The organism is Arthrobacter sp. U41 (assembly GCF_001750145.1).
Classification (GTDB): domain Bacteria; phylum Actinomycetota; class Actinomycetes; order Actinomycetales; family Micrococcaceae; genus Arthrobacter.
Genome location: NZ_CP015732.1, coordinates 1,748,492 through 1,769,250 on the forward strand (window position 1 = coordinate 1,748,492; position 20,759 = coordinate 1,769,250).

Here is a 20,759-nt window from a genome sequence, read left to right on the forward strand (position 1 = left end):
CCGCACGGATCCACATCCAGACCTTCCAGCTAATCCCATTGAAGGAGCTCGACAGCAATGACGCTTACAGCAAATGAAAACAGCACCACCGGCGCAGCCGGAGAAGAAGCCTCCCAGCCGCTGACTGCCCAGGAGCAGCAGTGGGTGGACCAGTTTATGGACGAAACAACCCTCTTCCTCGGCCCCGACCCGGCCATCATGCGCAGCCACCAGATCACCTCCCGCTCCGCCTACGAGGACGAGTGCATCTCCAAGGGCGTGGACCCGATCAAGGTGGACCGCATCCGCAAGCGCCTCGCCGGCGCCCTGGATGAGGGCTACGAAATGTGCGAGGCCATGGGCGCCGCTCCCGGCGCCAAATGGGGGGACCTGACGACGGCGATCTACACCGCCGAAGGGGACGTCACCTACCTGTCCTGCCACGGCGTGATCGCGTTCTCCGCGATCCTGCACCACCCGATCCGCTACATCATGAAGTACTGGAAGGACGAGCCGACGGTGGGGATCAACCCCGGCGATGGTTTCATCCACAACGATGCCCGGTACGGAAACGTCCACAACACGGACCAGTCCATGATCATGCCGATCTTCCGCGACGGAAAGATCATCGCCTGGGTCGCCGCGACCATTCACGAAGGCGAAAACGGGGCCTGCGAGCCCGGCGGGATGCCGTCAGGCTCCGAGACCCCGTTCGACGACGGGCTCCGGATGTCGCCCTTCAAGATCGTGGAGAAAGGTGACCTGCGCCGGGACCTGCTGACGTTCCTGCAGCACTCGGTTCGCGACCCCAAGCTGCAGCTGGCCGACCTCAAGGTCAAGATCGGTGCCGTCCAGCGCATCCAGGAACGCGTCGACAGCATCATCGACGAAGTGGGAGTGGAGACCTTCGTCGCCGCCTTGCGCGTCACCGTTGAAGACGTGGAGCAGGAAGTCAAGCGCCGCATCAGCGAACTGCCGGACGGAACGGTGTCCTTCAATCAGTTCATGGACTCCACGCTCAAGGAAAACATCCTGATCAAGTTCGCCTGCAAGGTGACCGTCAAGGGTGACAAAATGACCGTGGACCTGAGGGGCACGGGTCCTGAAATCCTCAACAGGGCCATCAACTCCCCGCTGTGCTCGGTCAAGTCGATGATGATGCAGGCGATCCTGGCGTTCTGGTGGCCGGACCTGCCCCGCTGTACCTCGGCGATGTCGCCCATCGACATCATCTCGGATGAGCACACGTGGGCCGACGCCGGTTACGATGCGCCGATGGGGCAGTCGCTGCAGGCCTCGTTCCGCGGCTTCTCAGCCCTGCAGACAGCCTTTGCCAAGATGCAGTTCTCCAACCCGGAGAAGTTCTCCAATGTCCTGGCTCCGTGGTTCAACCAGATCAACACCTTCCTGTGGGGCGGCCTGACCCAGCACGGCGACCAGGTGGGAAACCTGTGCGCAGACCTCAACGGCATGGGCGGCGGCGCCAAGGCGTTCCGTGACGGTGAAGACGCCGTCTCACCGTTGTTCTGTGCCATGGCTGACACTGCCGAACAGGAAGTCATGGAAGAGGAAGTTCCTTTTATGCAGCTGGTCAGCAAGCGGATCGTCCGCGACAACCAGGGCTTCGGCAAGAACAGCGGCGGCATGGGCTACGAGATGATCGTTGCCGCCGAGGGAACACCGATGTGGGGCTTCATGACCGTTACCTCGGGGTCGAAGTTCTCCTCGGTCACGGGAATGTTCGGCGGCTACGGCTGCAGCACCACTCCGCTGGCGATGGTCAAGGGCATCAACATCTACGACGTCATCCGCAAGGACTCCAGCAAGTTCGATCTCTCCATGGAACGGATCATGAACGAGCAGCCCTATGAGGGCGGCAAATACACCACTTCCCATATGGGCCTGCAGTTCGATGTCGCCAAGGACGGCGAGATGTACATGATCGCCCAGGGCTCCGGCGGCGGGTATGGCGACGTGCTGGAACGTGATCCGGAAGCGGTGGCCAAGGACCTGGAACTCGGCCGCATTTCACCGAAGGTCGCCACCACCATCTACGGCGTCGTCTGGGATCCTGAGACCTTTGTGGTGGACCAGGAGGCAACCACCCAGCTGCGCCGCGACTCCCGGCGGGCCCGGATCGCCCGCGGCAAGCCGTACAAGGAGTTCCTTGAGGGCTACGTGAAAGCCGAGCCGCCGAAGGACCTGCTCTACTACGGGTCCTGGGGCGACGATACCGAGGAGCTCACTGCCACCCACTTCACCAACAACGGGCCGGAACGGGTCAAGGCGACGATCGACAAGCTGCCGCTGATCATGCTTCCGGACCGCAGGGAAGTCAAAATCAGCGCACTGGAGGACCGGATCCGCGAGCTCGAATTGAAGCACGGGGAAGTTGTGCACCGGAAGTCCTAGCCCGTTGGGGTCCGTCCCGGCCCGAGACGCACCACCTCAAGAAGCCTTCAGCGCCGCATCCTCCCCAGCCGGGACGGTGCGGCGCTGAAGGCCGCTATCAGCCAAAGTTTGGAGAAAGACGTCATGACCACTTCCACTGCCACCACCCTCGCCAACGTTGTTGCCTCCCCTCCGTCAGGGCGGCCGAAGGCTGTGGTGTTCGACCACCACGAGTACGCAGCGTCCGTGATTCTTCGGGGCGGGCCCGTCCCCTGGGACAACCCCACCGCGTACGCGGCATTCTTCGCCCAGGCCCAGGGCCTGCTCCGGCCGGACGTCGCGCTCTTGGACCTGAACCGGCTGTACGGTCATTTAACCGCCGGCAACACCGGACTCGAAACTGAGATGGCGGCCCGATCCCGGACAGGTTTCGCGCTGAGGACGTTGCTGGGAAACGGTGACCTCAACCGGGCGGTGCTGGACTTCGTTACCGTGTTCGCCAAGACGGCCCGCCAGCCGGTGGTGCTGCGCATCCCGTCGCCGATGGAGTGGCTCGTGGGCACGCACCACTTCTCGGGTGCGGAGGACACCAGCGACCTCGACGCCGACAACGCCGAGAATGCCTCCATGTACGTCAGCGACTGGTTGCGGGCGTTCGCCGGGCTGCCCATCGCGGGACTCCTGCTGGACAACCGGACGCCTGCCGGCGCCTCCCGCAGCGTGCACGTTCCACTGGAGGCCTACACCCCGATTGCCAATCTGGCCGGCAACTACCGGTGGACGCTGGGGCAGCTCGACGACGACCGGGTGCGTCTGCAGGGGAACCCTGCGGTTGGCGCCTACATCCCTGCACGGTTCTGGCTTGGGCCGGACGTCGAACTCCCGGCCGGGGACTTCTACGTGGGCGAGCTCCCCAGCGCCGCGTCACCGGAGGGCGTGCTGGCCAGGCTGGAGACCCTGGGGTAACTGCCCCACGGTCACTTCGGTGGGAGCAGGTGCCGCCGCCGGGCCTCTGTGACGCAGGCCCGGCGGTCACTGACGCCGAGCGTGTTGAACAGGCTTTTGAGATACCACTTGACTGTGTTGATGCCCAGATGCAGCTCCTGGGCGATTTCGCGGTTGGACCTGCCCTTCTCGACCAGACTCAGGATCGTCTGTTCGCGTTGCGACAGGCCCGGTTCCGGCACGGAGGCGGTGCCCGGGCCGGTGACCGTACGGGCCGGCTCTGCAGACCACCCGGAATCCCGGCTGGTCTTGGCCTGGGAATCCAGCCGGATGAGGACACTGAGGAACCGCGGCAGCTCGTGGCTGACCTGCTCCGGGGCGGGTTCGCGCCGCAGCCTGGCTGAGATGGCGCGCACCAGCTCCAGGCAGCCTGCGCCGCCATCGAGCACCGGCCGGACCAAGCCCAGGCGGGAGCACGTGTCGAGGGCGGGCAGGAGCGTCGTTTCGGCTTCCTCACGGTTCCCCGCCCGTTCGAGCGCGGCCGCCAGCAGGATACGGGCATTAAGTTCCGCCCTCGGCCCCAAATAGGCTGCTGCCCGCGACAGCAGTCGTCGGGCACCTTCCACCGTTGCCAGGTGCCGGGGGGAGGCCGGGCCTTCGTGCCCGGCGTCAGCCAGGGCGGACCGCAGCTGCGTGGCCAGCCGGATCTGGTGCTTGGTTTCGGCCAGCCCTTCCAGCCGCGGTCCGGTGCTGTCCGCCGCTTGCCGGGCAGCTCCCGCTCCCAGTAAGTCACCGTCGGTTTCGTCGTGGGCGGTCCGTGGGCTGATTCCCAACTGCACGCGTTCCAGGTTCATGACCAGTTTGAGCCGGTCCAGGCCGAGGCTGTCGGCCACCAGATCACCTTCGTCGAGTATTTCCCGGGCCCGTGGAGTGTCCCCCCGAAGTGCCTTGATTCTTGCCAGCGTGGCGTAGGTGGACACCATGAAGTCCACCACCCCGCCTTCGGAACCCAGCTCGCGCGTTTCCTCCAGCAGCTTCTCGGCCTTATCGAGTTCGCCGCGTTCATAAAGAAGCTGGCCCATCATCGCTCCCGCGAGCCGGGCCGCATGCGAGTATCGTCCGGCCTTGCGCCGGCCGAGTTCCACGGCCGCGGTGAAGTGCTGGTCCACCCGGTCCAGATCGAGCAGGGCGTAGGCGGCAAGACCGGCAAAACAGTGTCCATACACACCGCTGAAGGGGCCCGACGTCTGGCCGTGGAACTTCGAGGCCCAGCGCTGTTGTTCCAGGGCGCGGCTGTAGTCGCCGTCGTGGATCTTCTTGAACGTTGACACGTTCGCTGCCACCGAGACGATCCATGGCCTGAGCAGGTCCGCCTGGGCGAAGCACTTCCCGTCCAGTTCATCCACGTGATTTACTCTGTCGCCGTACATGTCGATGCAGCTTTGAACCACGAGCCCTTCGACGCCCAGTTCGAAACGGTCGTGTTCGGTCAGCGTTGCATCCGCGGGCATCACGGCTTCGGCCAGGTTCAGGGCACTCTGCGCCGCTCCGGACTGGTTCAGCAGGGTATGGGCCCAGGCTATTGCCGTTTGGAGCCGGGCCTGCCCGGCCGCGTGGTCGGCCGGGATCTTGCCGACGAGTGCCAGCAGGGTCGACATGCTTGAGTGCTCCACCAGCCACATCGCGCGGAGTTCGACGATTTCCACGGCGAGCTCAACGTCCCCGGCGGCGAGGGCGTGGTCCACCGCGTCGCTGGGGAATCCGTTTTCCGAATACCAGCGGGCCGCGGTCAGGTTCAGTTCCCTGGTCCGGCCCGGGTAGTCGCGCTCCAGGCGGCGGCGCAGGTAGTCCTCAAACAGGTGGTGATAGCGGTACCACGTGCCGTCGTCGTCGAGCGGTTGCAGGAAAAGATCCTGTGCCTGGATCTTCTCCAGCATGGCCTGGCCCAGTTCTACGCCGGAGAGCGCGGACGCCAGGCCCGCGCAGAGGCGTTCCGGGACCGAGGTCATCAGGAGGAAATCCAGTGTTTCAGGGTCCAGGGTGTCGAGGACGTTTTCGGCGAGATACTCGCCAATGGACGCGTGCCTGCCGGAGAGCCGTTCAATCAGGTCCGAGGCCTCGCGGTGGTCCCTGAGGGACAGCGAGACCAGTTGCAGCGCGGCGATCCAGCCTTCAGTCGTCCGGTGGAGGCTGGACACGTCCCCCGCAGCCAGATCGAGCCGGTTGATGCCGACCAGGAAGTCCTGGGACTCGTTTTCATCGAACCGCAGTGCGACGGCGTCCACTTCGATCAGCTGGTCCCGCACCATCAGCCGGCCCAGCGGCAGGCCCGAGCGGTTGCGGCTGGTGATGATGAAGGACAGGTGTGAACCGCCGGCTTCCAGCAGCCGTTCCACGACCGCCCTGGTTCTAGGCTCGGTGACCAGGTGCCAGTCATCCAGGGTGATGACGATGTCCTGGCCGCCCTCGTCGATGGCGTTGATCAGGGCGGGGACCACGTACTGCTCGGCGTCGTCGGGTCGCTCCTCCAGCAGCTGCTGCAGTTCCTCGTCAAGTCCGGGACGGGCCTTGCGGATTGCCTGGAGCAGATGGGACAGGAACCAGATGGTGTTGTTGTCGTCCCGGTCCAGGGACAGCCAGACCGTGACGAGGCCCTGGGCGGCGAGGATCTCCATCCATTGGGCGGCAAGGGTTGACTTGCCGAATCCGGCCGGGGCATGGATCAGCGCGAGCCGGCGTTTCCGGTCCGAGCGGAGCATCTCCGTCAGCCTTGTGCGGTGAACCCACTGGCCGACGGGCTCGGGCGCCCGGAACTTGCTCGATGCACTGGGTGGTCCTGTGGGCATCCGCCACCTCCTTGTGGTCCGGCGGGCGCCGGGAGTGGATTTTGGCCCTCTGGAATCCTATGGGAAGCGCGGCATCAAAGACAGGGGCGCACCGCCAATGCGGGGTCAGATACGGCCCATGAAGGTGGGGATAATGGGCCGTACCTGACCCCGCGTTGGTGTTCCTAGACCGCTTCGAGGACGCTGACGTAGTTGGCGATGCCCACCCCGCCCATATTCTGCACGGCGCCGCGGCGCGGGTTCGTCAACTGCATGGCACCGGCGGTGCCGGTGAGCTGCATCGCGGCGATGACGTGCTGGGAGACGCCGGTGGCTCCGACCGGGTGGCCCTTGGCCTTGAGTCCGCCGGAGACGTTGACGGGCAGCTTGCCGTCCTTGAAGACCCAGCCTTCCTCGATGGCGCGGGAACCCTGGCCCGGTTCGGTCAGTCCCATGGCCTCGTACATAAGCAGTTCGGCGATGGTGAAGCAGTCGTGCACCTCGGCGAAGTCCAGCTCATCGAGCCCGACGCCGGCCATCCCCAGCGCGCGCTGCCAAGAGGCCCGCGTCGCGGTGAAGGCGGTGGGGTCGCGGCGCTCGGTGGGGAAGAAATCGTTCGCGTGGCCGAACCCGGCGAGCCGGACCGGGGCGGTGGCCCCGCCGGTGGGGGAGACGCTCAGCACAACGGCGGCGGCGCCGTCGGACACGGGCGAGCAGTCGGTGCGGCGCAGCGGGTCGGCGACCATCGGGTTCTTGTCCGAGACGGTGCGGCAGAACTCCTCGCCGAGGTCCTTGCGGAGCTGGGCGTAGGGGTTGTCCACGCCGTTGCGGTGGTTCTTCGCGGCGATGGTGCCCAGGACGTCCGACACCGGGCCGTAGCGCTTCTCGTAGTGCTTGGCGACCTCGGCGAAGAGTCCGGTGAAGCCGGTGCTGGAGGCCTTGCCGGCCATGTCGTAGTCGGCACCGAGCAGGGCCGCGCCGACGACGTCTGCCCCGGCGTGCGTCATCTTTTCGGCGCCGATCACGAGGACGGTCTTGGCGGTACCGGCCAGCAGGGACTTGGTGCCCTGCTGGAATGCCGCCGATCCGGAGGCGCAGGCGTTCTCGACCCGGGTGGACGGGACGTTGGCCAGCTGCTCGGAGACCTGCAGGGCCAGCGAGGACGGGAAGGCCAGCGGCATCATGCCGGAGTTGAACTGGCCGAGGTAAATTTCGTCGATCTGGCCCGGTTCGATCCCGGCGTTGCCGATCGCCTCCGTGGCGATCTGGACGATCAGGGATTCGAGGGTTTCGTCCGTGAGTTTGCCGAAGCGGCTGTGGCCCCAGCCGGTCAGCAGGACATCTTTGCCGAACTGTTCGCGCAGGCTCATGCGGTTGCTCCTTCAAGGGTGGGGGTGGTGTCCAGGGACGGGGCGACGTCGAACCGGGCCCCGGTTTTCCCGCGGAGTTCCTCGACGGTCATCCCGGGGGCGAGGCGGGTCAGCGTGAGCTGCCGGACGCCGCCGACCTTTTCCAGGTCAAACACGGCGAGGTCGCTGATGATGCGGTCAACGCAGCTCAGCCCGGTGAGGGGCAGGGTGCATTCCTTGACGATCTTGGCGGTGCCGTCCTTGGCATTGTGCTCGGTGAGGACCACGACGCGGGGGGTGCCGGCGACGAGGTCCATGGCGCCGCCCATGCCCTTGACCATCTTGCCGGGGATGGTCCAGTTGGCGAGGTCCCCGTCACCGGAGACCTGCATGGCGCCCAGGATGGCGACCTTGACGTGCCCGCCGCGGATCATGCCGAAGGAGGCCGCGGAGTCGAAGATGCTGCCGCCGGGCAGGACCGTGACCGTCTGCTTCCCGGCGTTGATGAGGTCCGCGTCCTCCTCGCCCTCGTAGGGGAACGGTCCCATGCCGAGCAGGCCGTTCTCGCTCTGCAGCACGACGCGGACGCCCTCGCGCAGGTTGTTGGCGACCAGCGTGGGGATGCCGATGCCGAGGTTGACGTAGTCGCCGTCGTTGAGCTCTTCGGCCGCGATGGCAGCCATTTCATTCCGGGTCCAAGCCATGGTGTTTCTCCTGAAGAAAGTAGGGGCCGGCGCTCAGGCCGGAACGGATGCGGTGGCGGTGCTGGCTGCCTCGGCGGGGACGGTGGCTTCGGCGCGGGGGCGGACCGTGCGCTGTTCGATGTCCTTGACCCGGCTGCTGGCCCGGACCAGGCGCTGGACGAAAACGCCGGGAGTGATGATGTGGTGGGGGTCCAGGACGCCGGGTTCGACGATGACCTCGGCCTCCGCGACGGTCACGGCGCCGGCAGCCGCGACGACGGGGTTGAAGTTCTGCGCGGTGAAGCGGTAGATCAGGTTGCCGTCGGTGTCGGCTGTGTGGGCGTGCACCAGGGAAACGTCGGCCTTGATGGCGCGTTCCTGGACGTACGTCTCGCCGTCGAACTCGGCGAGAGGCTTGCCTTCGGCGACAAGGGTCCCGACGCCGGTCTTGGTGTAGAAAGCCGGGATGCCGGCGCCGCCGGCGCGGAGGCGCTCGGCCAGGGTGCCCTGCGGGGTGAACTCAACCTCAAGCTTGCCGGCCAGGTACTGCTCAGCGAATAGTTTGTTCTCGCCCACATAGGAGGCGATGACCTTGCGGACCTGTCCAGCTTCGATCAGTATGCCGAGGCCTTTACCGTCCACGCCCATGTTGTTGGACACCACGGTGAGGTCCCTGACGCCCGAGTCGCGCACCGCCTCGATCAAATCAGCCGGGATGCCGCTGAGGCCAAAGCCTCCGACGGCGAGCGTCATGCCATCCCGCAGTACGTCCTGCAGCGCGGCGGCCGCTCCGGATTTCAGCTTTGACATCGCATTCTCCTCATTGAGCTCTTGACGCAATCCACTTTGTGGACTGTTCCTCTGCTGTTGGAGCCTACGGGGCCGAAACGGGGACTGTCAATGGACGATTTTGCTCTCAACCGTGCCTTTTTTACAGTGTGGACGGTAGGCTGGTGGCTATCCACAATGTGGATGGTTTGGATGGATCTAACGCAAAGTCCGAGGAAAAAAGATGTCTTCATTACCGGTCCAGGGAGCACAAGTCGTCAGCCGCGTGGCGTCCCTGCTGCGCATCGTCGGGCGGAAACCGGAGGGCTCCCCGCTTGTGGAACTCGTCCGGGAATCCGGGCTCACCCGCCCCACCGTGCACCGCCTGCTCAGTTCGCTGGCCGCCGAGGGGCTGCTGGACCAGGACCCGGTCAGCGGCAGCTGGGTGCTGGGTCCGGAGATCCTGCTGATGGGTTCGGTGGCCTCGGCCCGGTTCCCGCTGGAGGACATCGCCCGGCCCAGCCTCCGCCGGCTCGCCGAGGAAACCGGCGAAAGCGCATTCTTCTCCATCCGCCGCGGCGCCGAAACGGTGTGCCTGCTCCGGGAGGAGGGCAGCTTCCCGGTGCGGTCCTTCGTGCTTCACGAGGGCGTCCGTTTCCCACTCGGGGTCGCCTCCGCCGGGACCGCCATCATGGCGTTCCTGCCCGAGGCGGAGCAGGAGGAGCTGCTCGCGGACTGGGCCGCGCATGCGGGAAATTTCGCGGCCGCGCACACCGAGGCCCTGGTCCGGGCCAACCTGGCCGCGACGCGCCAGGCCGGCTACTCGGTCAATCCCGGGCTGGTGCTGGAGGGCAGCTGGGGGATGGGGGCAGCGGTCTTCGACCAGCGGGGGCGCCCCGCCTGGGCGTTGTCGCTGACCGGAATTGAGCCGCGTTTCAAGGGGGAGCGGCAGGAGATGCTGGGCCGCCTCCTGATGGATGAGGCGCACCGGATCTCCACCCTGCTGACCCGGTCGCCCGGCGGCGCCTAGCGGTAGCCGCCTGCCGTCGCGGGGCACATTGACACGGACACGCCGGCCCGGGGCGCCGAAACCGTCCGGCCAGTGCTCAAAGTGCCCCTGGACGGACGGACGGATGACTTCCTGGGGCGGGCTACTTCCACCAAGTGTCGAAGATGGTGACCGGGACGGTGCGCTTGTGCCGGCTGCGGAGGTATTTCTGTTCGATCAGCTCGGCCGCGGCCACGGGGATGTCGTGGCCTTCGAGGTAGTCATCGATCGTGTCGTAGCTGAGGCCCAGTTCGTCCTCGTCGGTGCGGCCGGGCTGGCCGTCGAGGAGGTCAGCCGTGGGAACCTTTTCCCAGATCCGGGCCGGGGCGCCCAGCTCGGCGAGCAGGGCGCGGTTCTGTCGCTTGTTCAGGCCGAACAGCGGCAGGATGTCGGCACCGCCGTCGCCGTACTTGGTGAAGAATCCGATGACTGATTCCGCGCCGTGGTCTGTGCCGATGACCAGATAGTTGTGCTCGCCGGCAAGGGCGTACTGCGCGATCATGCGGGTGCGGGCCTTCGTGTTGCCCTTGTGGAAGTCGGAGATCCCGTTGCCCACGGTCCGCTCAAATTCTTCCTCGAAGCCGTCCACCGCGGCGGAGATGTTGAAGGTCCACTCGGTCTTGGCCTGGATGAAGTCCAGGGCTGCCTGGGCGTCGTGCTCGTCGTGCTGCACGCCGTAGGGCAGACGGACGGCGACGAAGTTTGCATCCACACCTTCGGCTGTCAGCTCTTCGACGGCCAGCTGGGCCAGCCGGCCCGCGAGGGAGGAGTCCAGCCCGCCGGAGATCCCGAGGACGAAGCCCCTGGTCTGGGTCGTCTTGAGGTAGTCCTTCAGGAACGTGACGCGTTTGCGCACCTCCTCGGCTGGGTCGATCCGGGGCTGCACGCCCATTTCTTCAATGATCTTCACCTGGAGTTCGCGCATGCTTCACAGCCTAGCCAGCAGTGCCAACAGGACTCAACTGAGTCCTTGCGAAAACCCCTCCCGCGGTATCCCGCGCAGGCGTAGCGTATGGCCATGGAGACGACGGGATGCGTGGTGGTCGGCGGAGGGCCGGCCGGGATGATGCTGGGGCTGCTGCTGGCCCGGGCCGGGGTGGACGTGACGGTGCTGGAGAAACACGCCGACTTCTTCCGGGACTTCCGCGGCGACACCGTCCACGCCTCGACCGTCAGGCTGATTGACGAACTGGGCCTCGGCGAGGAATTCCGCCGGCTGCCCCAAAGCCGGTTGACCAACGTCGCCTTCCCGGTCCCGGGCGGGCCGCCGGTGACGATGGGCAACTTCGATGCGTTGCCGCCGCCGTACAACTACGTCGCCATGATGCCACAATGGGACTTCCTGAACTTCCTTGCCGAAGCCGCGGCCGAGGAACCGTCATTCACCCTGCGGATGAACCACGCCGCCACCGGGCTGCTCCGCAACGGCGGGCGCGTCACCGGCGTCCGTTACCGGACCGCGGAGGGTGCCGACGGGGAGATCCGGGCGGATCTGGTGGTGGCGACGGACGGGCGCCATTCCATCCTGCGACGCGCGGCCGGGCTGGCGCCGAAGGAGTACCGGGTGCCGTTCGACACCTGGTGGTTCCGTCTGCCGCGCTATGCCTCCGAGCAGGGCGCCGTGGCGGGCATCGTGCCCGCGTTCGGCCGGGGCGAGGCCATGGTGGCGCTGAACCGCACCGATTATTACCAGATGGGCTACCTTGCCCCGAAGAGTGCGGATGCCCGGATCCGGGCCGAGGGTGTCGAAAGCTTCCGACGCCGGGTCGCGGCGCTCCGCCCGGACCTCGCCGACCGCGTTGACGCCATTGCTTCGCTGGACGACCTGCACTGGCTCGACGTGCGCCTGGACCGGCTGCGCAAATGGCATATCAACGGGCTGCTCTGCATCGGCGACGCCGCGCACGCCATGTCACCGGCCGGCGGCGTCGGGATCAACCTGGCGATCCAGGACGCCGTGGCCGCCGCGGACTGCCTGGCCCCGGTGCTGCTCCGTGGCCGGGTCTCCCGCGCGGACCTGGCGAAAGTGGAACGACGCCGGCGGATGCCCACCATTGTTGTGCAGACGTTGCAGAGGGTCTTGCAGCGTCTGGTGTTCGAGCCGATCCTGACCGGAAAGCGGTCCGGGGTGCCGGCTGTCCTGCTGTTCGTGGGAGGGCACATCCCGGCCGCCGGCAAATTACTTCCGCGCTTCGTCGCCTTCGGGCCGCGGCCAGAACATGCGCCCGCCTTCGCACGCCGCACCCCGCAGCGTTCGTAGCCTGAGCGGTTCGTTGCCGCAGCGTTCGTAGCAGAGATGAGGAGCCGATCATGGGGCAACTGGTTGTCCAGGAATTCGTGACAGCCGACGGATTCGCGGCCAACACCAACAACGAATTCACCGCCTACGAGATGCTCGCGGGCGGGACAGCAGAGTTCGACCGAAACCAGCTGGCATGGCTCGACACCGTGGACGCCATGGTGCTGGGGGCATCCACGTACCGCATGTTCGTGGAATTCTGGCCAACGCCGGCATCGGAAGGGGAAATCATTGCGCCCGCCCTGAACGCCCTCCGCCGCTTCGTGTTCTCCCGCCGGCTCAAGACCGCGCCGTGGGGCGACCTGCCCGCGGCGACCATTGAATCCGGCGATGCGGTCGAGGCGATCCGCCGGATCAAGCTCGCGGTCAAGGGCACCATTGTGCTGTGGGGCAGCCTGACACTGAGCGAGGCGTTCTTCGCGGCCGGCGAAGTGGACGCCGTGCGCCTGGTTGTCATGCCGATCGCGATCGGCGCCGGGCGCGGCGTGTTCCCGGCCGGCGGGGACCCGACGCTGCTGAGCCTGCGAAGCTCGAAGACCTATGACGCCGGGCTGGTCGAGCTCGAGTACGCGGTCGGCAGAGGGCGTTCCGCCGGCTAAGGGCCTCCTCAGCCGTGGGCCTCCAGGTAGCCGATCAGTCCCTTGACCGTGGCCACCTCGGGGTAGTCACGTTCCGGGATGTCGACGCCGGTGGCCATGTCGATCGTTTCGACCAGCCGGAGGAAATCCAGCGAATCAAGTTCGAGGTCCTGCCGCAGCCGGGCGTCCTCGGCCACTTCGGCCAGGTCCACGTCCGGCGCCACTTTGCCGATCGCGGCCTGCACCGCGGCCCGGGCATCCTGTTCGTTCATGGTTCCTCCCGTTTCACAATTCCTCCGGCTTTTGCAGCAGCTCGTCGATCCGTGCCAGGTAGCGGCCGCCGCGCAGCCCGTCGCTGACCCGGTGGTCGGCGGAGAGGGTGGCGATCACGGCGGGCCGGACGCCGAGCATCCCGTTCTGCGCCCACGGTTGTTCCATCACCCGGCCGAAGCCGACCATCGCGACCTGCGGGGGATAGATGACACCGAAGACGCTCTCCACCCCCAGGTCCCCGAGGTTGGTCACGGTGATGGTGGGATCCGCCATTTCGGCGCGCTGCAGCCGCCCGGCCCGGGCCCGGCTGACGAGGTCACGGAGCTGTTCCATCAGCACGTCAACGGACAGCGTGTCCGCGTCATGGATGGCGGGGGCCACCAGGCCGCCCTTCCGGAGGGCGACGGCGACGCCGAGGTGCACTGACGGACTGGGCCGGAAGCCGTCCTCGTCGTCGTAAAAGCCGTTGACTTCCGGCACGTCCTTGGCCGCGAGGGCCGCGGCCTTGAGCAGGAGCGCGGAAGGTACCAGCCGGGAGGCCACCGGACGTTGGGCGTTGACGGACTGCATCCATTCGACGGCGGCGCGCAGGTCCAGGGTGGTGCTCAGGTAGTAGTGCGGGATGGTCTTCTTCGAGCGTGACATCAGGGTGCCGATGGCGCGGCGCAGGCTGGCGACGCGCTCCCCGGCGTCTGCGGGTTTCCCGGCCGCTGCCGCCGGTTCGGTTTCTTCCCGCGGGGGCGCCGTCCCGGCGGTACCGGCCTCGGGTGCTGTTCCTGCCGGGACGCCGGCCGCGGAAACCGCAGCCTCCGGGGGAGCTGCGGACGCGCTGTCCGCGGCGTGCTGCACGTCCGACACGGTCACGGCACCCTCCGGCCCGGAGCCGGTGACGGCGGAAAGTTCGACGCCGAGTTCGGCGGCGAGCCTCCGGGCCCGGGGTGAGGAACGGACCCGTCCAGCGGCGGACGGTGTGGCCGCCACGGCGTGCTCCACATCGGCCCGCGTGATGGCGCCGCCCTTGCCGGTGCCGTGGATCCTGGCGGTGTCGACGCCCAGCCGGTGTGCCAGATGCCGCACCGGAGGGGCGATCGGAGGAGCTTCCTTGGCGGGCGCCCCGGCGGGAGCCGGGACCGGGGGCGCGGGCGCGGGCGCCTCATGACGTGGAACGCCGACCTCTGCCGGGGTCTGGGTGATCCGGGCCAGCGGGGTCCCGACCGGCACCGTTTCGCCGAGTTCCACGAGCAGTTCGGCGACCACGCCTTCCTGGAAAGTTTCCACGTCCATGATGGTCTTGTCGGTGTCGACCACGGCCACGAGGTCGCCGCGGCGGACATAGTCGCCGGGCTTGACCAGCCATTCGACGATCTTTCCGTGTTCCATGTCCGCCCCGAGGGAGGGCATCAGGAAGTCATTCACCGGCGCTGACCGCCTGCCTGGCCGCCGCGATGATCCGGTCCACAGACGGCAGGGCCGCGAGTTCCAGATGCTTGGAGTAGGGGATCGGCACTTCGGCGCTGCAGACCCGGCCCACCGGGGCGTCCAGGTCATAGAACGCGTTTTCGGTGATCCGGGCACTGATTTCGGCGGAGATGCTTCCGCTGCGCCACCCCTCGTCCACGACGACGGCGCGGTGGGTCTTACGGACGGAGGCGAGGACGGCGGTCTCGTCGAGGGGGCGGAGGGTGCGCAGGTCCAGCACTTCGGCATCGATTCCCTCGTCCGCGAGCTGGGCGGCGGCGTCGAGCACCGCGGGGAGCGTTCCGCCGTAGGTGATCAGTGTGATGTCCGCGCCTGGCCGCCGGATCGCGGCGGTGTCGATGTCCACCGGGCCGGCATCATCGTCGAGCTCACCGGTCACGTTGTAGAGCGAGCCGTGCTCGAAGATCAGCACCGGATCGGGGTCCTCCAGCGCGGTCCACAGCATGCCTCGGGCGTCGGCCAGGGTGGCGGGGGCGAGGATGCGCAGGCCGGGGATGTGGGCGTACCAGCCCTCCAGACTGTGCGAGTGCTGGGCGCCGAGCTGGCGGCCGGCGCCCGTGGTCATCCGGATCACGATCGGAACATTGAATTGCCCGCCGGACATGTGCAGCAGGCTCGCCGCGTTGTTGACGATCTGGTCCAGGGCCAGCAGGCTGAAATTGACCGTCATAATCTCCACGATGGGGCGCATCCCGGCCAGGGCCGCCCCGATGCCGGCGCCAACGAAACCGGACTCCGAGAGCGGGGTGTCGCGGATGCGTTCCGGGCCGAACTCCTCCAGCAGCCCCAGGCTCACGGCGAAGGATCCGCCGTAGGACCCGACGTCTTCGCCCATCAGAAAGACACGTTCGTCGCGGAGCATTGCGTCGCGGATTCCAGCACGGAGCGCCTCGCGGTAGCTGGATTTCATCGCCCGCTCCGCCCGTTGTCAGTGCCTGGTCCGTTGTCCCCGGCGCGCTCGCTATAGACGAAGCGGGTGAGGTCCTCCACTGGTTCGAGCGTCCCCGCTTCGGCGAAGTCAACGGCGGCGGCAACCTCGGCGTCGGCGTCGGACTGCAGTTGTTCCCATTCCTCGGCGGTGAGCTGGCCGGCGGCCTCCATCGTGGCGCGCAGCAGGTTGATGGGGTCGCGTTCGAGCCAGCGGGCGACTTCGGCTTTGTCACGGTACCGCTCCGGGTCGAACATCGAGTGGGCCCGGAAACGGTAGGTGCGCAGTTCCAGGAAATGCGGTCCGCCCCCGGCGCGGACTGCCTCGACGGCATGGCGGGCGGCATCTTCGACGGCGAGGACGTCCATGCCGTCCACGGCCCACGCCGCGATCTCGTAACCGGCGGCCTTGAGCGCGATGTCCGTCTGGGATTCCGAGCGGCCCAGCGCGGTCCCCATGGCGTAAAGGTTGTTCTCGCAGCAGAACAGCACGGGCAACTGCCAGAGGGCGGCGAGATTGAGGCTCTCGTGGAATTCACCTTCCGCGACGGCACCCTCGCCGAAGAAGCACACCGTGACGCGGGAGCGGCCGGACATCTTGTCCGCGAGCGCCATTCCGACGGCGAGCGGCAGGCCGCCGGCAACGATCGCGTTGCCCCCGAAGAAGCGTGTGGCGGCGTCGAACAGATGCATGGACCCGCCCCGGCCTCTGCAGCAGCCCTCGACGTGGCCGTACATCTCGGCCAGAATCGACCCGGCGGAAACCCCGCGGAGCAGGGCATGGCCGTGTTCCCGGTAGGTGGCGAGGACGGCGTCCTCCGGAGCCAGCGTTTCCAGGACACCGGCCGCGACCGCTTCCTCGCCGATGTAGACGTGCAGGAAGCCGCGGATCTTGGCGGCGCTGTAGAGCTCGACGCACTTTTCCTCCAGCCGGCGCACCCGCAGCATCTGCGAGAGCAGGTGGCGGCCGTGGGCAGGGTCCAGGGTGCGGGCCGGAGGGTCCAGCGGCCCGGTCACGGCCGTGCCTCCGGCGGGGGACCGTCCGGTTCCGGCGCACCCGGAGGGGTCTCGATGGTGGAGGTGTCGCCCTCCGGCAGGCCGAGTTCGCGGGCCTTCAGCAGCCGCCGGAGGATCTTGCCGCTGCGGGTCCGGGGCAGGGCCGTGGTGAAGTCCAGCAGCCGGGGCGCCACCGCCGGGCCGAGCCTCTTGCGTGCGAAACCGATGATGTCCAGCTCCAGCTCCTCGGACGGTTCCCAGCCCGGACGCAGTTCCACAAAGGCCTTGACCACCTCGCCGGCCACGGGATCGGGGATCCCGATCACCCCGGCTTCGGCCACGGCCTCGTGTTCCATCAGGGAGCTCTCCACCTCGAAGGGACCGATCAGGTGTCCCGAAGACTTGATCACGTCATCGCCGCGTCCGACGAACCAGTAGTACCCGTCGCCGTCGCGCCTGGCGAGGTCGCCGGTGAGGTACCAGCCGCCCACGAAGCAGCGGCGGTAGCGCTCCTCCTCGTGCAGGTAGCCGCGGAACATGGAGGGCCAGCCCGGCCGCAGGGCCAGCTCGCCCACGGTGTCCGGCTCGGTCACGAGGACCGCCTCGCCGTCGCGGACGATCGGCTTGTCCTGGGCATCCCGGGCCACGATGCCCGCCTCGACGCCGGGCAGCGGCCGGCCCATCGAGCCGGGCCGGATCTCGGTGGCCGCATAGTTGGAGATCATGATGCCGCCGGTTTCGGTCTGCCACCAGTTGTCATGCACCGGCCGGCCGAATGCCTGCTGGCCCCAGACGACGACCTCCGGGTTGAGCGGCTCCCCGACGCTGGCGACGAAGCGCAGGGCTGACAGGTCATGGCCCCGGGCGCGGTCCGCCCCGGCCTTCATCAGCATCCGCAGTGCCGTGGGGGCGGTGTACCAGACGGTGACGCGCTGTTCGGCGAGGATCCGGTACCAGCGGTCCGTGTCCATCTCCTCCTCGTCCACGATCGTCGTCACCCCGTGGGTCAACGGCGCGATGACGCCGTACGAGGTTCCGGTGACCCAGCCGGGGTCCGCCGTGCACCAGTAGACATCCTCCGGGTGCAGGTCCAGCGCGGAGGTGCCGGTCGCGTGATGGGCGGTGACGGCGTCGTGCACGTGGATGGCGCCCTTCGGGGTTCCGGTGGTGCCGGACGTGAAATGCAGCAGGGCCATGTCCTCGGCCTGCGTCGCGGCGATTTCGCCGTCGGCGGGCGCAGCGGACATCAAAGCGGCCAGGTCCAGGGTCCCCGGCTCGGGGTGGCCGTCGGCGTCGGTCAGCAGGATGTGCTGGAGCTCCGGGAGTGCGTCGCGGAGCCGGGCAATCTTCTTGCGGTAGAGAGCCCGGGTGGTGACCAGGGCGCGGCCGGAACCCAGCTGCAGCCGCTGGCGGACCGGCTCCGGGCCGAAGGCGGAGAACAGCGGGCAGAAGACACTGGCGTTCTTGAGGGTGCCGAGCACCGCGATGTAGAGCGCCGGGCCGCGGCCGGTGAGCGAGAACACACGCTCACCGCGCCCGATGCCGAGGCTGCGCAGCACTGCGGCGAAGCGGTTGGTTTGCTCGGCGAGTTCGGCGAAGGTCAGCGAGTGGCTGCTGCCGTCGGCACGGATGAACCGCAGCGCCTCGTGACCGGCGTGCCCCCCGGCGGCGTGCCGGTCCACGGCCTCGTAGGCGATGTTGACGCCACGGCCCCCCGGCAGCCCGGACAGTTCGTGGCGGGCGTCGTCCCACGAAAACGCGGCACACGCCGCGTCGTAGTCCACCAGGTTCGGCCGGACCCGGAAGCTGCCGACGTCTTTGGGGATGGTGGGCCAGCGGGTCGAGGGTTCCGTTCCTGCCGTCATGGTTCCATCGGACTCCCGCCCGGCGAAGGTGGCTAGAGGATAAAGGCCCCCGGCGCGTGCGCTCCGGGGGCCTTCGCGAGCGTGCCCGACATCTAAGGGGACGGCGGGAAGTCCGGAACCGCCCAGCCACTAAACTGGGTCCCATGACTGCCAACAGTGCCCCTCCAGCTGACGCCGCTGCCGCCCGTGCCCGCCTGCTCGAACTGATCAAGGAGCTGGCCGTCGTTCGCGGCAAGGTCATCCTCTCCAGCGGCGCCGAGGCCGACTACTACATCGACCTGCGCCGGATCACGCTGCACCATGAGGCTTCCAAACTCGTCGGCCAGGTCATGCTCTCGCTGCTGGACGACGCCGGGATCGATTTTGAGTGCGCGGGCGGCCTCACCATGGGTGCCGACCCGGTGGCCACCGCAGTGATGCACACCGCCGTCGACGCCGGACGCACCGTCGACGCCTTCGTGGTCCGCAAGGCGCAGAAGTCCTACGGCATGGGCCGCCAGGTGGAAGGCCCCTCCGTCGAGGGCCGCAAGGTGCTGGTGCTGGAAGACACGTCCACGACCGGCGGCTCCGCGCTGACCGCCGTCGAAGGGGTCCGCCGGGCCGGAGGCAACGTTGTCGCCGTCGCCGTGATTGTGGACCGCGACACCGGAGCCAAGGAAAAAATCGAGGCAGAGACCGGTGTTCCTTACCTCTTCGCGTTCGGCAAGGACGAACTCGGCCTCAGCTAGGCGCTTCGTCCCCCGGCGGACGCGTGTGGACGGTGGATTGGCCGTGACTTATCATTTTCAAGTATCCACCAGACCCCCGGAGACCACGCGCCATGCTCCTTCCCGAAGAAATCCTCGGAACTGAACCCCTCAGCACAGTCGACCGGATCCAGAACCTCATCCTGGACAGCGCCGACTTCGAGGACTTCCTCAACGAACTCGCCCGGTTCTCCGCCCACCAGGTGGCAGGTGCCGGCGACGACGCCCTGTGCGGCATCACCCTGCTGCGCGACCGCAAGGCCGCGACCATCGGCTGGAGCAGTGACTCCGCCCGCGAAGTGGACGAGATCCAGTACCGGCTCTCGCAGGGCCCTTGCCTGACGGCGGCGCAGGAGGAACGCGAAGTCTACGTCCCGGACCTGTTCGATGAGGACCGCTGGGGACCGGACTATGCCAGCGCGGTCGCCTCACACGGTCTTCGCTCCGTGCTCTCCGTGCCGTTCCATCTGCAGGGCGAGGCGCACGCGGCCCTGAACCTGTATTCAGATGTGCCGCACAAGTTCGACGGCGATGTGGCCGCTCGGGCGCGCGGCTACACCCGCGAGATCTCCCAGGCACTGCGGCTGGCCGTGCGCTTCTCGCTGCACACGGACAGTGCCTCCAATCTGCGGGCGACGCTCGAATCCCGCACCGTGATTGACATGGCCATCGGGATTGTCATGGCACAGAACCGCTGCAACCAGGAGACGGCGGTCAGGATCCTTACCGACGCGTCCAGCAACGGCAACGTCAAGCTGCGTGAGATCGCCACCTCGCTGGTCAAGTCCGTCGGCGGCACCGCGTCCCGCACCCATTTCGAGGAGCCCGGCCGGAAAGAAGCCGGCTGAACTGGTAGCGCATTATGACTTGTGCGCAGAGTCCGGGGGCCGATACCCTTGACGAGGTTGAGCCGTCGGCCATAGACACCCTTTTTTGGAGTACCTATGGACCAGTCGTTGAACGCACAAGTCAAACTCGACATCGCCCTGGATGTCGTCCGGATCGATGTCCGGGGAAGTCTCACGCAGCACTCCCGACCAAGCCTGATGCAGTTGCTCCAGCGCGTCCGCCGGATGGGCATCACCTCACACATCCGGGTTCACCTCGGCCGCGCGGCCTTCGTGGAATCCGCGGCCCTCGCAGGGCTGCGCAACGATCTCAACGCAATTGACGGCGCCGCGGCACTGGTCGACACGGCCGGCGCCCTGCCCAGCTCGGCCGGTGTCTCCCTTGAGCTGAACCCCTCTGGGGAAGCCACCGCCGGGCTGCCGGCCCTCGATCTGTCGGCAGATTTCACCGCGTCGATTGACACCTCAGGGACCCGTCCGCTGAATGTCTTCTCCGACGACGAGCTGCTGGCCGCCAGTGACTCCGTGTTCGGGCTGCTGGACAACCCGGCCGACATGGCCCGCTCGCAACTCCTCGCGACCTACGAGGAAATTGGCCTGGAGATCAGCCGCCGCGAAGCCGGCATCGGAACCGTCCCGCGCGAAACCGGCCTCGAAACCAGCGGCCCGGAACGGGGCCGGGAGCCGGAACCGGCCTAGGCACAGCCAGCCGCCAGAAACGTGGCTGAGCTGTTATCCGGCGTCGTTTTTTATCCGCGTT

At 67.4% G+C, this 20,759-nt stretch carries 18 protein-coding genes; 8 read left to right on the top strand and 10 right to left on the bottom strand.

Annotated elements, in window-relative coordinates:
- Positions 1 to 57 precede the first annotated feature (57 nt).
- Entirely contained in the window at positions 58 to 2,391 is a 2,334-nt protein-coding gene (locus ASPU41_RS08160) for a hydantoinase B/oxoprolinase family protein (RefSeq protein WP_069950500.1), read from the top strand.
- 123 nt (positions 2,392 to 2,514) lie between these two features.
- Positions 2,515 to 3,336, top strand: a complete 822-nt coding sequence (locus ASPU41_RS08165) for a hypothetical protein (protein ID WP_069950501.1) — start codon at positions 2,515 to 2,517, stop codon at positions 3,334 to 3,336.
- An 11-nt stretch (positions 3,337 to 3,347) separates the two neighbouring features.
- Here ASPU41_RS08165 and ASPU41_RS08170 read toward each other — a convergent pair whose 3' ends face one another.
- The 4 genes from ASPU41_RS08170 to ASPU41_RS08185 all read right to left on the bottom strand — a co-directional run bounded on the left by ASPU41_RS08170 (position 3,348) and on the right by ASPU41_RS08185 (position 8,982).
- Positions 3,348 to 6,161 (bottom strand): LuxR C-terminal-related transcriptional regulator, encoded by a 2,814-nt coding sequence (locus ASPU41_RS08170; protein WP_069950502.1) that lies wholly within the window; start codon positions 6,159 to 6,161, stop codon positions 3,348 to 3,350.
- A 164-nt stretch (positions 6,162 to 6,325) separates the two neighbouring features.
- Positions 6,326 to 7,510 carry an acetyl-CoA acetyltransferase gene (locus ASPU41_RS08175; protein ID WP_069950503.1) on the bottom strand — a complete coding sequence of 395 codons (1,185 nt, stop codon included), beginning with the start codon at positions 7,508 to 7,510 and terminating at the stop codon, positions 6,326 to 6,328.
- Entirely contained in the window at positions 7,507 to 8,193 is a 687-nt protein-coding gene (locus tag ASPU41_RS08180; protein WP_069950504.1) for a 3-oxoacid CoA-transferase subunit B, read from the bottom strand. Before ASPU41_RS08180 ends, ASPU41_RS08175 begins: the two co-directional genes overlap by 4 nt.
- Before the next feature lie 33 nt (positions 8,194 to 8,226).
- Positions 8,227 to 8,982: a CoA transferase subunit A gene (locus ASPU41_RS08185; protein ID WP_069950505.1), complete on the bottom strand. Its 756-nt coding sequence runs from the start codon at positions 8,980 to 8,982 to the stop codon at positions 8,227 to 8,229.
- Between the two features lie 202 nt (positions 8,983 to 9,184).
- On the opposite strand from ASPU41_RS08185, the gene ASPU41_RS08190 reads away from it, so the two are divergent.
- Positions 9,185 to 9,970: an IclR family transcriptional regulator gene (locus ASPU41_RS08190; RefSeq protein ID WP_069950506.1), complete on the top strand. Its 786-nt coding sequence runs from the start codon at positions 9,185 to 9,187 to the stop codon at positions 9,968 to 9,970.
- A 121-nt stretch (positions 9,971 to 10,091) separates the two neighbouring features.
- Here the strand turns inward: ASPU41_RS08190 and nadE are convergent, their stop codons facing one another.
- Positions 10,092 to 10,913, bottom strand: a complete 822-nt coding sequence (gene nadE / locus ASPU41_RS08195; RefSeq protein WP_069950507.1) for an ammonia-dependent NAD(+) synthetase — start codon at positions 10,911 to 10,913, stop codon at positions 10,092 to 10,094.
- A gap of 93 nt (positions 10,914 to 11,006) precedes the next feature.
- Between nadE and ASPU41_RS08200 the strand changes: the two genes are divergently transcribed.
- Together ASPU41_RS08200 and ASPU41_RS08205 are read left to right on the top strand one after the other, a co-directional pair.
- A complete protein-coding gene (locus ASPU41_RS08200; protein ID WP_069952566.1) occupies positions 11,007 to 12,248 on the top strand; it encodes an FAD-dependent oxidoreductase in 1,242 nt (413 codons plus the stop codon).
- A 50-nt stretch (positions 12,249 to 12,298) separates the two neighbouring features.
- Positions 12,299 to 12,886 carry a dihydrofolate reductase family protein gene (locus tag ASPU41_RS08205; RefSeq protein ID WP_069950508.1) on the top strand — a complete coding sequence of 196 codons (588 nt, stop codon included), beginning with the start codon at positions 12,299 to 12,301 and terminating at the stop codon, positions 12,884 to 12,886.
- 8 nt (positions 12,887 to 12,894) lie between these two features.
- On the opposite strand, the gene ASPU41_RS08210 is transcribed toward ASPU41_RS08205, so the two are convergent.
- The 5 genes from ASPU41_RS08210 to acsA are packed head-to-tail and all read right to left on the bottom strand — an operon-like array spanning position 12,895 to position 18,405.
- The gene (locus tag ASPU41_RS08210) at positions 12,895 to 13,137 is read right to left on the bottom strand and encodes an acyl carrier protein (protein ID WP_069950509.1); all 243 of its coding nucleotides are present in this window, start codon (positions 13,135 to 13,137) and stop codon (positions 12,895 to 12,897) included.
- Positions 13,138 to 13,150: 13 nt separating this feature from the next.
- Positions 13,151 to 14,539 (bottom strand): dihydrolipoamide acetyltransferase family protein, encoded by a 1,389-nt coding sequence (locus ASPU41_RS08215; RefSeq protein WP_231941215.1) that lies wholly within the window; start codon positions 14,537 to 14,539, stop codon positions 13,151 to 13,153.
- 7 nt (positions 14,540 to 14,546) lie between these two features.
- On the bottom strand, positions 14,547 to 15,527 hold the full coding sequence (locus tag ASPU41_RS08220; protein ID WP_069950511.1) for an alpha-ketoacid dehydrogenase subunit beta: 981 nt from the start codon (positions 15,525 to 15,527) through the stop codon (positions 14,547 to 14,549).
- Positions 15,524 to 16,561 (bottom strand): pyruvate dehydrogenase (acetyl-transferring) E1 component subunit alpha, encoded by a 1,038-nt coding sequence (gene pdhA, locus ASPU41_RS08225; protein WP_231941217.1) that lies wholly within the window; start codon positions 16,559 to 16,561, stop codon positions 15,524 to 15,526. Before pdhA ends, ASPU41_RS08220 begins: the two co-directional genes overlap by 4 nt.
- Complete coding sequence (gene acsA / locus ASPU41_RS08230; protein WP_069950512.1) at positions 16,558 to 18,405, bottom strand: acetate--CoA ligase; 1,848 nt, start codon at positions 18,403 to 18,405, stop codon at positions 16,558 to 16,560. Before acsA ends, pdhA begins: the two co-directional genes overlap by 4 nt.
- 143 nt (positions 18,406 to 18,548) lie before the next feature.
- Between acsA and pyrE the strand changes: the two genes are divergently transcribed.
- The 3 genes from pyrE to ASPU41_RS08245 all read left to right on the top strand — a co-directional run bounded on the left by pyrE (position 18,549) and on the right by ASPU41_RS08245 (position 20,698).
- Positions 18,549 to 19,133, top strand: a complete 585-nt coding sequence (gene pyrE, locus ASPU41_RS08235) for an orotate phosphoribosyltransferase (protein WP_069950513.1) — start codon at positions 18,549 to 18,551, stop codon at positions 19,131 to 19,133.
- Positions 19,134 to 19,225: 92 nt separating this feature from the next.
- Positions 19,226 to 19,999 (top strand): GAF and ANTAR domain-containing protein, encoded by a 774-nt coding sequence (locus ASPU41_RS08240; protein WP_069950514.1) that lies wholly within the window; start codon positions 19,226 to 19,228, stop codon positions 19,997 to 19,999.
- A 108-nt stretch (positions 20,000 to 20,107) separates the two neighbouring features.
- Complete coding sequence (locus ASPU41_RS08245; protein ID WP_197515798.1) at positions 20,108 to 20,698, top strand: hypothetical protein; 591 nt, start codon at positions 20,108 to 20,110, stop codon at positions 20,696 to 20,698.
- Positions 20,699 to 20,759 lie beyond the last annotated feature (61 nt).